Raw genomic sequence first — 13,438 nt, forward strand, 5'->3', positions numbered from 1 at the left:
GCTGAGTTATTGAGGAGATTTCAATCGGTTGAGTATTCTTTGGAATACTATTTTAAAACTAAATGACTATAAATACTTGGGAGTAGACAGTGTAGATGTACTGCCGAATGTTAACTTAATGACATTGGCCAATTGGCTTCTTTTTTTCTATTATACTCAATGAAAATCAAAAGTAGCCTAGGAAACGAAGCCGAAGATAGAACTCTGTTACTTTCTTATTTCAAGGTAACAGGCTGAAAACCTCCACTGGAGCTTTTCACTCATCAAGACTCGTGACAACGGATAATTTTGATTTTCGAAGAGTATTACAAAAAAAGCCTATCGCTAGATAGACTTTAACAAATGTATTGTGATTGCTTAGGCTTCAAAACCTTGAGCTACTGCTTCTGGGAAGTTCTCTTCCACTACGCTTGCACAGTGATCACAGATTGTTGCCCCATAACTGCGTTCTACAACGCTAGTATCAATACGGCGGCAACGGTCACATACTTCACCTGCTGCACGTTCTACTGCAAAGGCAACTTCATCCACTACAAGTGCACTTTCAGGAGCTGCTTCCGTGGTTACTGTCAAGTTTGAAACGATGAGCAACTGAGCAAGGTCTGCATTCAAGCTCTCCAAGAAGGACTTGGTTTCAGCTGAGACATAGGCAGTCAAATGAGCTTCAAGTGACTTACCGATAACTTTGGCATTACGCGCTTCTTCCAAGGCTTTTTGTGCTTGAGTACGGAAGACCATAAAGTTTTCCCAATCAGCCAAAAGCTGCGCTTCATTGGCAAAGTTTTCCACCTCTGGCATTTCCGCCAATTGTACAAACTCTTCTGCTTCGTGTTCCAAGTAAGACCAGATTTCTTCTGCCGTATGTGGCAAGATTGGGGTCAAGAGCTTGGTAATTTTCACCAAGATGTCATAGAAGACTGTCTGCATCTGACGACGAGAAAGGGATTTCGCACCATCAATGTAGACAACGTCTTTGGCAAAATCGAGGTAGAAGGCTGACAGGTCAAGTGTGACAAAGTTAACCACAGACTTGTAGATAGCCATGAAGTCATAGTTGTCATATGCTTCGCGGATTTGAGCTACCAGTTTGTTAAATTTCACCAAGAGGTACTGGTCAACCGAACGAAGCTCTTCATAAGCCACCGCATCACTTGCAGGATTGAAATCAGAAGTGTTGGCAATCAAGAAGCGAAGGGTATTACGGATTTTACGGTAGGTTTCAGAAACCTGTCCAAGAATATCCATAGACACACGTACGTCGTTTGAAGTATCAACGGATGTCACCCACAGACGCAAGATTTCTGCACCAAATTGTTTCTCAACATCACTTGGCAGAATGGTATTGCCTAGAGATTTAGACATCTTCATACCTTTGCCATCTAAGACAAAACCTTGTGACAAGACAGCCTTGTATGGTGCATGACCATTTACGGCTACAGAGGTAATCAAGGATGAGTTAAACCAACCACGGTATTGGTCAGAACCTTCTAGGTAGAGGTCTGCTGGGTAGGCAAGATTTTCACGGGCGTTCATGACACCATTCCAAGATGAACCAGAGTCAAACCATACGTCCATGATGTCTGTTTCTTTGGTAAATTCGCCATTTGGTGAACCTGGATGAGTGAAACCAGCTGGCAAAAGATCTTTGGCTTCTGATTTCCACCAGATGATAGAGCCATGCTCTTCAAAAAGGGCAGCAACGTGGTCTGTCACTTCTTTGGTCATAATCGCGGTACCATCTTCTGCATAGAAGATTGGAAGCGGCACACCCCAAGCACGCTGACGAGAGATGACCCAGTCACCACGGTCACGGATCATGTTGTAAAGACGTGTTTTACCCCAAGCAGGAATAAAGGTCGTTGCTTCGATTTGGTCCAAGATTTCCTGACGGAATTTCGAAACAGAGGCAAACCACTGTGGCACTGCACGCCAGATGATTGGCTTCTTGGTTCTCCAGTCAAATGGGTATGAGTGATTGATCACTTCACTTGCAAGGAGTAAGTCGCCTAATTTTTCCTTAACCGTTGGTACAACCTTGTCATAGAATTGCCCTTCAAAATCAGGACCTGCAGCTTCATTCATCAAGCCACGTTCATTGACCGTTACCGCAACCTCCAAGTCATATTTGACACCGACATTGTAGTCATCCTCACCAAAACCTGGAGCCGTATGGACGATACCAGTACCCGAGTCCGTTGTGACATGGTCACCCAAGATGACCAATTCATCAACTTCTCTATCCCATGGGTGTTCGGTCACGATGTATTCGAACTCAGCACCCTTGTGTTTTGAAATCACTTCGAAGGATTCCCAACCGAATTTGGCTGCCAAGCTATCAACCAAGGCTTCTGCCAAGACATACTTACGGTCAGAACCAGCTGGTTGAACCAAGACATAGTCAATGTCTGCTCCCATGGTCAAACCGCGAGAAGCCGTTACTGTAAATGGAGTCGTTGTCCAGACAACGATGTAGCTGTCTGTATCCAAGAGCCCCTTGCCATCTTTGACCTTGTTAGCATAGTAAAGAGATGTTGAGTCAATGTCATGGTATTCAATCTCAGCTTCTGCAAGGGCAGACTCAGATGACCAAGACCAGTAAACTGGCTTAGCACCGCGGTAGATGTAGCCCTTGTCTGCCATAGCACCAAAGACACGAATTTGAGCTGCTTCGTAGTCTTTCGTCAAGGTGATGTATGGATTTTCCCAGTCTGCAGAAACACCCAAGCGTTTGAAATCATCACGTTGCTTGTCAACTTGGCTAAGAGCGTAATCACGACACATTTCAAGGTATTCTACCAAATCCATTTCCTTGCGCTTAACACCTTGTTTTGCCAAGACTTGCTCAATAGGAAGACCATGCGTATCCCAACCCGGTACAAATGGTGCACGGAAGCCAGACATTGACTTAGAGCGAACGATAATATCTTTAGAAATCTTGTTCAAAGCATGCCCAACGTGGATATTTCCGTTAGCGTAGGGAGGGCCATCGTGGAGGTGGAAGGCAGGTTTGCCTTCATTGAGTTCTTGGCGACGAGCATACAAGTTTGCTTCATCCCAAGCCTTTTGCCATTCTGGCTCACGTGTTGGTAAGCCTGCACGCATTGGGAAGGCCGTTTTGCCTAAATTAAGGGTTTCTTTGAGTTTCATTTTATCTCCTTTATTAAAAAGTTAATTCCATTTTTATTTCTTGGCCAATCATACCAACTGATTGAAAGCCAAATTTTTCTAAGATATACCGCATTTTATGATTGCCAATAACATAATTTATAGAAATTTTATGACAAAGCGGATCAGCCTTTGCCTTTCCAATCACTTGCCGAATAACTTCTTTACCAAATCCACGATTTTGACAATCTTTATCAATCAACAAGCGCCATACATAGTAGCTCTTGTCCTCAGCTAGAAGGGATAACAATAAAAAGCCAATGACCTTCTGACCAGATCTTACCGCATAAGGAAGTATATTCTCTTCCTCGCGATACAGCCATGCCTGTGCCAAAGAATACTCAACTGAAGCAACACGGCGCTGATCCCCAGATGCTAGTTGGACTTGCAAGACCTCGTCAAAATTTTCTTTATTTACAAGTTCTAATCGTATCATAAAAACAATAAAAAAACTTCCATCAATAAGGACGAAAGTTCGTGGTACCACCTTAGTTTAGATAGAGTTTCCCCTATCCCTCTATGTTCGTAACGTGAACGGACCGTCTTTCCTTACTACTTTCAGGAAAAATCAAACAAAGTGATGATCCATAGAAAGAGATTGTAGGGCTTCCACCATCTCCTACTCGCTATAAATATTTCTACCGACCGTGTCTCTGCTTATGATCTTTATTATTCTTCTGTTGAAATTTCTACAGACTCTCCACTCTCAAAGGCTGCTGCCTGACGAGTTAATTCTGCAATTTCTTCTGGTGTCAATTGACGTGTATAATCCAAACTTTCTTCTTCAACAGGTAATTCTTCATCCAAAGCCTTATGAAGAACATCACGGAAAGCCTCGTCACTTGTTTGAATGTAACTTGCTGTTGGGCGAAGAATTTCCTCCCATTCAGATGAATTAACCAATGATAATTGGCTTTCTACTGTTGATTTCAGACGCTGATGGAAAATACGTGTCTTGTTTTTTAATTCTTCAGTCTCAATGACAACTTTTTTCGCGTTGTCAGTCGCATTACGAAGAATTTCATTTGCTTTATCTTTAGCTTCATGTAACAATGTTGACGCATCATAGTCAGCTTGTTTAATAATATTTGCCGCTTGATCTTCGGCCGCAACCTTTACTTTCTCAGCTGTATCTTGAGCTAAAAGAACTGATTTACTCAATGATTCTTTCATCTCATCAAAATAAGCCAAACGTTCCCGCAAATTTTTCAATTCTAACTCTTGGTCATGATTTTTACGAATTAAATCCTCATAATCACGCGTTACAATGTCCAAAAAGTCATCAACTTCATCTGCGTCGTATCCTCTAAATTTTGTAGCAAAGGTTTTATCTTTTAATTCTAATGCTGTAAGTGCCATCTTTCCTCCTAAGTTTTAACAATGTCTAACTTTAATTTTATCTTCCCTTGCTTAGAAAAACCTAAAAATTCATTTAGGCGAACTCTACCATATCTCCTAACACTAATTAATTGCCCTATTTCAACTAATTTACTGGTTTGTTCTGCCAGAACATAATCCAACTTCACATGTCCAGCCACAATCAACTTATTTGCAGTTGCCCTTGAAAGATTAAATGCGACCGAAATCAATTTATCTAATCTCATACTAGAAACCAACACATCCTTTGAACGCCATTCCTGTCCAATCGGTAGTCGAACAGTCATCCATTCTTCTTCCTTTCCCTTAACAGGGACACGAGCAATTTTAGTGATAGATTGTAAGGCAATCTGCCCAAATTTCTGATCGATAAAGACAATCAATCGTTCATCATCAATCAAAATATCACCCAAATACTCCCTTTTAATCCCTAGTTGATTGAGAAAAGTTCCAAGAACTTGTGAATGGGATAAGATGTTAAATTTTCTAGCATAGGACAAATGAAGAGCGGTTAACTCAAAGTCCTTGATGTCCAACTCATAATAAGCCGGGGCAATAATAACCCGCGAATGTTCAGTCGAAACAAAGTCCCGACTAGAAAACGTTTGTAACTGGTAGTAGTTAGCAATTTTGCATACAATTTCATCTTGTCTAGGATGTAAAAAGTGAGTTAATCTATATGAATACGTATCTTCAACTTGCTGACACATATCCATTATTTTCTCTACAAACTCTCTTTCTTCCCTAGAAAAATGTTGCAATAAGTTTTTGTCATTTTTCATAACTATGCTAACAGTAGCAATAATTGAACCAAGAAGCGAGTTCCCATATTAAGCGCAATCATGGCTGCCATTACGGTCCAATCCAACCCCATAAATTGCAGATTAAATCGCCTAAAGGGTTTTAAAATGGGTGCTACCAGCCATTGAATCAAACGTCCAATCGAGCTTGTGTATAGGCTAGGAAACCAACTTAGCAAAGCATATGCCAATAAGAGATAAGAATAAATCTCTACAATTTTTAATAGTAAAAAAATCAAAATTTGCATAGCGTTACAGTTTTATATCAAAGTCAAAATTTGAATCAGCCGCACCAGTAGTTGTACCAGCATTGCGCAATTCTTCAATATTGACAGTGACATTTACTGGAGTTAACAGCCACATGGTATTTGAGACCTTTTTCAAATTTCCAGATAATACTGAACGAGCACCATCCAAGTAGTCTAGGCAGCGTCTTGCTTGTTGCTCCGACATATATTGAAAATCAATGAGAATACTCGCATTGTCTAATAAAAGATTTACCATCTCTGGTGCATCTTCATAACGTTTTGGAAACTTAATATCAATTGTAGTTTTGACAATCTCTTTTTCGTTATTATTAGTCATCAATTCTTGCTGCCTTTCATGTAGGCGTTGAAGTTGACTTTCTGAACGTGCTTCCCGACGCGTCTCTACTTTTGGCTGCTGTTCGCGCACAGGTGCAGCTGTAGTATTGGCAACACGCATTTTAGGACGATCATTAGGCATTGAATAGGCATCTGCCTGTTCTTCAACTTCATTGACTTCGTCAACTTCAAAGTAATTAAATAAGTTCTTAAATGTATCTTTTAATGCCATATTTTCCTCCTCTCCATTATTCAAAGAATGCTGAGCCAATTCTCACATATGTAGCTCCGTGAGCAATGGCGCGTTCAAAGTCCCCACTCATTCCCATACTTAACTCTGTAAAGGGCATACGTGGTAAGTTCCTTTTAGCTAGTTCTTCTTGGATTTCCTGCATTTTAGAAAAAATCTCGTCTAATTCATCATCTGTAGCATCAATCGGTGCCATCGTCATCAATCCAACAAGTTCAATGTTCTCCAATAAACTAATTTCAGCAAGTGCCGCATCAATCTCAGATACTGCAAAGCCATGCTTACTCTCCTCACCGGAAACGTTGACTTGGAGGAAACACTTGACTATTTTAGTCGCACGTTTATCTATTTCCTGAGCTAGTTTGACAGAGTCTAGGGCGTGGAAATAATCAACAAATGGAATAATGTCCTTGACCTTTCTTCTCTGTAAAGTCCCTATCAAATGCCATGTCAATTGTTTGTCTGCTAGGGCATTATACTTTTCCAAGAACTGATCGACTCGATTTTCTCCAATATGAGTAATTCCAGTATTCACTAGCTGATTAGCAATAGAGCTGTCAACATATTTGGTGACAGCTATTACCTTTACTGATTCACTCGGACGACCTGCCTTCTCAGCAGCTTTTGCAACTGCTGAAAAGATAGCATCCTTATTCTTTTGAAAATTCATTTTAGTTTAGCGATTACGGAAGAATGGTGGTGTATCCAATTCATCCTCATCTTGATCCATTGTAAATTTTTCGACTGAAACAGTGGATGTTGGTTCTGCGTCAGTTGGACGAATCAAGTTTTCGCGACGCAAATCCCACTCTCCGAAGGCAGAAGCTTTCGGCGCCTCAGTTTGTTGTGCAGCTCCACGAGTTGGTGCTGATGCTACTGAATGATCAAAGCGTTGAGAAGGGCGTGGTGAAACAGCTTCCGTGCGATGGCGGGCTGGTTTATCAGCAGTATCTTGACGAACCCCTGTAGCCACAACAGTCACACGAATCTCATCTTTCATTGTTTCATCAATAGATGTACCCAACCAAATGTTAACACCTTGACCCGCAGCCTGATTAACGATTTCTGAAGCATCTTCTGCTTCTGTCAGAGTCATGTCATAACCACCTGTAACATTGACAATGACATCCTCTGCACCATCAATTGTTGTTTCAAGAAGAGGAGAATAAATCGCTTTACGAGCCGCCTCAATCACTCGGTCCTCACCAGTACCGATACCGATACCCATCAAGGCGTTTCCTTTGTTTTCCATAACTGTCTTCACATCTGCAAAGTCCAAGTTAATCAAACCAGGATTTGTAATCAAGTCTGTAATTCCTTGAACACCTTGACGAAGAACATTATCAGCTTCGCTTAGTGCTTCTAAAAGCGGTGTTTTCTTATCAACAATTTCAAGAAGGTTGTTGTTTGAAATAATTAAGAGTGTATCTACTTGTTCGCGAAGACCTTCAATTCCCTCAATCGCAAAGTTTCCACGTTTATTACCTTCAAAACCAAACGGACGAGTCACAACTGCGACAGTCAACGCACCCAAGTTTTTAGCAATACGTGCAATAACAGGAGCCGCACCAGTCCCTGAGCCACCGCCCATACCAGCAGTGATGAAGACCATATCTGCACCAGTTAATACATTAGTCAATGCTTCTTCGCTTTCCTCAGCAGCTTTACGACCAACCTCAGGTTGACCTCCAGCACCCAAACCACGAGTCAATTTAGGACCTAGTTGGATAACTGTTTCAGCTTTAGAGCTACTTAGCGCTTGTACATCTGTGTTTGCTGCAATGAACTCAACCCCAGCAACACCTTCTTCAATCATACGGTTAATCGCGTTTCCGCCACCACCGCCGACACCGATTACTTTAATGACAGCACCATGACTAGCTGCTGCTTCAAATGAAAATGCCATAGTTTAAATCACCTTTTCTTTTCTCTTATTCAAACATGCTGCCAAACAAACCACGAATGCGATCTGTGATGTTTCCCTTAGCAGCTGGACGAACTTCTTCTTCCTCATCATGATAAGCAGGAATCACTTGCTCATCAGCATGCTCCACAGTATTCAATTCGCTCACGATTTCTTTTTGAATTGGCTGACTAATTCGAGGACGAGTTACAGATATTTCAACAGGTTTATGTCTCAAAAGAGTTTCACCATTCACCGCATGTTGGGCAATATTTTCTACATCTTCTAACTCACCAACATACTCAACAAAGCTAATCACACTTGCAAATGCTGGATTGCGGATACCAATTTGATTTGGAACATAAAGTTTAGTGTTAACACCAAACACTTCTTGGGCCAATTCTGTAATTCCTGGTAAGATAGCACCACCACCTACAATAACAATGCCTCCTGGTAAATCTAGAGCACGTGTACGCTCCAAATCTTGTTTCACACGGTCAAAAATCTGACGCAGACGTGCCGCTATCACTTCTGAAAGGTAGCGCTCGGTCACTTCAACTGGAGCGTTTTCTCCAATCACGTCAACAGTGAATTTTTCCTTATCACTTGCATCTTGCGGATAGGCAATGCCGTAGTTGTATTTCAAGTTTTCAGCAATACTCTTTGAAGTTGTCAATACTTTTGAAATATCGTTTGTGATGTAATCTCCACCTTCTTGGTAGATGTTTGTATATTGCAACTCTTGGCCACGCATAACAGCCACAGTCGTTTGACCGCCACCAAGATCAATGACAGTCGCACCAAACTCACGTTCACCTTCATTCAATACAGAGCGAGTTAGTGCCAACGGAGAAATTACAATATTTTCAACTTGGACACCTGCACGCTCCACCGTTTTACGAAGATTGTGAAGAATGGTACGTGGTCCTGTGTACAGCATACCACGCATTTCCAAGCGAATTCCCATCATTCCACGAGGGTCCTTAATGCCTTGGAATCCATCGACAGTGAACTCTTCTGGAATAAATGAAATCACTTCGCGTTCCGGAGTCATACTCTTTGTCAATGCTGATTTTACAACATTTTCAACATCCAAGTCTGTAATTTCTTGTGAATCTGTTGTAACAGGAATCATCCCTTGAGTCGGTTCAATCTGAAGAAGGTTGGCAGGTAATCCAACATTTACCTTTTCAATGCGGATACCTGACTTTTCTTCTGCCTGCTCGATTGCTTTTTTAATCGCTCCAGCAGCCACCTCAATATTTACAATAATTCCATCTTTGACGCCAGCACTTTTTACATTGCTGACCCCAATCACATTCATTTCGTTATCAATATATTCTGCAACCAAGACTTTAACGGAGCTTGTACCAATATCTAATCCCGTAAAAAAGCCGTTCCTAGCCATTCTATCAGTCCTCTCTTACTTCCAACTTTAACAAATCATCTTCCATTTTGAAAAATAGTATAATTAGTCATCATTCATTATACCATATTATATCGAATTATGGTGTTTTTAAAGGATTTTTTTATTACTTTTTCTTTACAAAATTATCTATTTCAGCTTGCATATCTATAAATACCAACTTCCATATCAATTGTCGTTGGAACTGTCACTTCTGCCGCTATTTTTGTATAGTAAGGCAACTTCTGGCTAATCTCACTCAATGGAACTAAAACCGTGTTCCCATCTGCCATATTGAGTGTCAGCAAATCCGCAGTCACTTTACTTGGCGTTAAATTTATTGTCTGAATAGCAGAACGAATTCCTGCATCTATTTTACCCAATTCAATGGCCAGTTCCTTGATTAATTCCTTGTCGGATAAATTAATTGTTGGGTAGCCTTCTGGCAAGGAATCCTGTGAAATTGACTCTCCACCAACCTCTCCACTAGACAATACTGGATACCACTGACTTTGTTGCTGAATGTAGCCTATTATAGCGTATTCTTTAATTTGAATCGTAAAGATAGCTGGAAATTGGAACTTGATTATTGCTGTCTCTACAGACGAACTATTCTTCTTAATATTCTTTGCGTAAGCATCTGCATGCAAAGCTATGGTTACAATGTAATCATCTGGAGAGATAAGGCTATAATTTTCTACTTGCTCAGCAGTTAGTCGCTCATTTCCAACGACCTCTATCTGTTTTTTCTTGCTGGTTGGAGAAATAAAATACAGAGCCAAGGCTGCCAATAACAAGCTCGCCACAAGAACTGGAACGGCTTTCCACACTACCTTGGAAGGAATATCAACTTTTAAAGTTTGAACCTCTTTCTCTGTTTCCTTTTTGGATTCCCGATTCTCTTGTCTTCTGTTTATTCCCTGAAAAAGGACTCTTTTACTCTTTCTAGCTTTTGGGCTCTTCTGTTCTGTCTGCCCTTCGTCAACTGCCTGAACATCTGCCTCATCTTTATGAGCAAGGTAGGCTTGGTGGCGTGCTTTCCATTGTTCGAAAAAGGCACTTTTTTCATCATCCGGAGCAGTCATCTCAGGTATGTCTACATCCGTAGAAAGTCCTTTTTCTTCGGCTAATACAGACTCTTTCTCTGCTGGTGAAATTTGTTCTGAATCCAATTTTACTTGGGACGCCTGTTCCACTTCTAGCACTGATTCTTCTACATTTGAATCTTTTTCCGTCATAGAACCTACCTTCCCATATCTTCTCTAAGCAAATTGTAAAAACTATCTACTGACTGAATTTCATTAGAATTTGCCATGTTTTGGATATAAAATTCCTTATTTTTCAATAGCTCATCAACTTCTACTAACAGACTGGCAAATGTCAATTGACTTTCATCAATCTGCTTAGAATATCCCTTTTTCTCTGCATAGAGAGCATTTTCAATCTGATCCCCTCGACTGGCCTGCCGTCCTAGTGGCACAATCAAATGGAGTTGTTGCATGGCAATCAACTCAAACAGAGTATTAGAGCCACCACGGGTAATAACGACATCCGCTAAATCCATCAACGGTTGATAAAGTTCTGTCACATAGTCAACTCTATATAGGTTTTTATCTAATTGGTTGAGACTACTGTCCCCTGTCAAGTTGATAATATTGAATCGTTCGGTCAGAGCAGCACTATTCTGACTGATTAAATCATTAAAAACCTTAGCACCGCCCGAACCACCTACAAACAGTAGGGTCGGTAGACTTTTATCGAAGTGACTGAGAATTTCTGGCAACTGAATTGGTGTAACTTTGTCATTCGTTTGCCCCACTTTTGTAACCGCACCAACATGTTTTACTTTAGCCAAGCTTGCAGGTTGCTCAAAAGTACTATACATGGTTGTCGCAAATTTATAGGCTATTTTATTGGCCAGTCCCATTGTTAAGTCTGATTCATGGATAAAGACCGGAACCCGCAACAAATTAGCAGCAATAACTGGCGGAACCGATACAAACCCACCTTTTGAAAAAAGAGCTTGCGGACGGATTTTTGCAATAATGGCTAAGGATTGAAGAACACCAAAACCAACTTTAAACACATCCAACATGTTTTGGAAAGAGAAATAACGGCGCAATTTCCCAGTCGAAATAGAATGGAAATGGACATCTAAACCTGATTTCACAACCTGCTCATGCTCAATACCGTTCCCATCACCAATATAGTGGACTTCCCAGCCTTCTTCCAAAAATCGCGGAATCAAAAGGAGATTGAGCGTCACATGCCCAACAGTCCCTCCGCCTGTAAAAACAATTTTTTTCATGATTATTTCAACTCCTCAAAGGTCTGTAAGAAGACGTCGCCACGTACCTCAAAATTGGCATACATATCCCAGCTTGCATTGGCTGGACTTAAAAGGACAATATCTCCTTTTTCCGCAATGGCAAAGGCTTTTTGAGTCGCATCCGCAATATCGAGAGCTTCTATCGTTTCCACCTCTGCTTTATCAGCAGCACGTTGAACACGGGGAGCTGATTGGCCAAGGAGCACCATTTTCTTTAGTCCGACCAAATCAGGGACTAATTCATCAAATTCATTGCCACGGTCCAAGCCGCCTGCAATCAAAATGACCTTGCTATTGTCAAACCCTGAAAGAGCTTTTTGAGTCGCCAAAATATTGGTAGACTTACTATCATTGTAGAAGGCAACGCCCTTGATTTCACCTACAAATTGCAGGCGGTGTTTGACTCCTCCAAAGGCAGACAAACTTTCCTGAATGGCTTTATTATCTACTCCCAACAATTTTGCAACCACAATGGTTGCCAAGGCATTTTCAATATTGTGTGAACCTGGAACACCAATTTGGTCAGCATCCATGATGTATTCACCCTTGAAATAGAGTTTTCCATCTGCCAAATAAGCTCCATCAACCACTTCCTGTGTTGAAAATGGAACAACCGTTGCCTTGGTCTGTTCAGCCAATTCCTTGGCTTCTTTCTGGTTGAAGTTGAGCACTACAAAATCCTCAGCCGTCATCTGACGCTGAATCATCCATTTAGCTGCTACGTAGTCTTCAAAAGTCCCGTGATAATCAATATGACTGGCAATGAGATTGGTCACAACGGCGATATGCGGACGGAAAGATTCTGTCCCCATTAACTGGAAAGACGATAATTCCATGACCAAGGTATCCTCTGCAGTCGCAGTTTGAGCGACCGAAGATGCTGGGTAACCAATATTTCCACATAATTTTGCAGGTTTATTTCCTGCATTCAAGACTTCTGCAATCATGGTCGTTGTCGTTGTCTTGCCGTTCGAACCTGTAATCCCAACTATTGGAGCATCTGATACCAAGTAGGCCAATTCAACCTCTGTCCATACTGGAATTCCTTTGCCAATTGCTTTTTCAACCATAGGATTATCATAGCGAATTCCTGGATTTTTTACCATCAAAGCGAAATCTTCATCCAATAATTCCAAGGGATGGCTCCCGCAAATTACACGGATGCCATCCTCCAACAAAGATTGAGCAGTCGGATTTTCTTCAAAAGGCTTTCCATCGTTAACCGTGACGATGGCACCCAATTTATCCAGAAGACGGGCTGCGGATTCCCCTGATTTAGCTAAACCTAGCACTAACACTTTCTTATTTTTTACAATATCAATCATCTTCATCTCAATTACCTTTACTTTCTAACACCTTATTTTACCCTTTACGAAGACCTTTTTCAAGCCAGAGGACAGAAAAACCGACGCAAAAGCGTCGGTTAATTTCATCGGCTCTATAATTTCTGTAGTGGGTAAAACCACTGTAGAGATTATAGAGCCTTTTTGAGTATAGAAAAAAAGTCCCATATGACCTATAATGAAAAGCGTTCAAACTATCATTCTAGAAAGGTTCATATGGAACAACTAAATCTTATCACAAATTTTCTCAGAATTAAAGACAAAAATATCACTATCACTGAT

The 13,438-nt window shown here is 41.0% G+C and carries 12 protein-coding genes; all 12 read right to left on the reverse strand.

The window, feature by feature from the left end; translation table 11 throughout:
* Positions 1-357: 357 nt before the first annotated feature.
* Positions 358-3,147 (reverse strand): isoleucine--tRNA ligase, encoded by a 2,790-nt coding sequence (gene ileS / locus ODU55_RS10475; RefSeq protein WP_398582791.1) that lies wholly within the window; start codon positions 3,145-3,147, stop codon positions 358-360.
* 13 nt (positions 3,148-3,160) lie between these two features.
* Positions 3,161-3,601: a GNAT family N-acetyltransferase gene (locus tag ODU55_RS10480; RefSeq protein ID WP_398582792.1), complete on the reverse strand. Its 441-nt coding sequence runs from the start codon at positions 3,599-3,601 to the stop codon at positions 3,161-3,163.
* 233 nt (positions 3,602-3,834) lie between these two features.
* Positions 3,835-4,524, reverse strand: coding sequence for a DivIVA domain-containing protein (locus tag ODU55_RS10485; RefSeq protein ID WP_114866261.1), 690 nt, complete (start codon positions 4,522-4,524; stop codon positions 3,835-3,837).
* An 8-nt stretch (positions 4,525-4,532) separates the two neighbouring features.
* Positions 4,533-5,324, reverse strand: a complete 792-nt coding sequence (locus ODU55_RS10490; protein WP_398582793.1) for an RNA-binding protein — start codon at positions 5,322-5,324, stop codon at positions 4,533-4,535.
* Positions 5,325-5,326: 2 nt separating this feature from the next.
* The gene (locus ODU55_RS10495) at positions 5,327-5,590 is read right to left on the reverse strand and encodes a YggT family protein (protein ID WP_002943042.1); all 264 of its coding nucleotides are present in this window, start codon (positions 5,588-5,590) and stop codon (positions 5,327-5,329) included.
* Positions 5,591-5,594: 4 nt separating this feature from the next.
* Complete coding sequence (locus tag ODU55_RS10500) at positions 5,595-6,158, reverse strand: cell division protein SepF (protein ID WP_398582794.1); 564 nt, start codon at positions 6,156-6,158, stop codon at positions 5,595-5,597.
* A gap of 16 nt (positions 6,159-6,174) precedes the next feature.
* Entirely contained in the window at positions 6,175-6,846 is a 672-nt protein-coding gene (locus ODU55_RS10505) for a YggS family pyridoxal phosphate-dependent enzyme (protein WP_398582795.1), read from the reverse strand.
* 6 nt (positions 6,847-6,852) lie between these two features.
* A complete protein-coding gene (gene ftsZ / locus ODU55_RS10510; protein WP_024385822.1) occupies positions 6,853-8,082 on the reverse strand; it encodes a cell division protein FtsZ in 1,230 nt (409 codons plus the stop codon).
* A gap of 25 nt (positions 8,083-8,107) precedes the next feature.
* On the reverse strand, positions 8,108-9,487 hold the full coding sequence (ftsA, locus tag ODU55_RS10515) for a cell division protein FtsA (protein ID WP_398582796.1): 1,380 nt from the start codon (positions 9,485-9,487) through the stop codon (positions 8,108-8,110).
* A gap of 152 nt (positions 9,488-9,639) precedes the next feature.
* Positions 9,640-10,722, reverse strand: coding sequence for a cell division protein FtsQ/DivIB (locus ODU55_RS10520; protein WP_398582797.1), 1,083 nt, complete (start codon positions 10,720-10,722; stop codon positions 9,640-9,642).
* Positions 10,723-10,727: 5 nt separating this feature from the next.
* Complete coding sequence (locus ODU55_RS10525; RefSeq protein ID WP_032501551.1) at positions 10,728-11,792, reverse strand: UDP-N-acetylglucosamine--N-acetylmuramyl-(pentapeptide) pyrophosphoryl-undecaprenol N-acetylglucosamine transferase; 1,065 nt, start codon at positions 11,790-11,792, stop codon at positions 10,728-10,730.
* Positions 11,793-11,794: 2 nt separating this feature from the next.
* Complete coding sequence (gene murD / locus ODU55_RS10530; protein WP_398582798.1) at positions 11,795-13,144, reverse strand: UDP-N-acetylmuramoyl-L-alanine--D-glutamate ligase; 1,350 nt, start codon at positions 13,142-13,144, stop codon at positions 11,795-11,797.
* Positions 13,145-13,438 lie beyond the last annotated feature (294 nt).

The sequence above is a fragment of the Streptococcus sp. 2022WUSS037 genome (genome assembly GCF_044427225.1).
Classification (GTDB): Bacteria; Bacillota; Bacilli; order Lactobacillales; family Streptococcaceae; genus Streptococcus.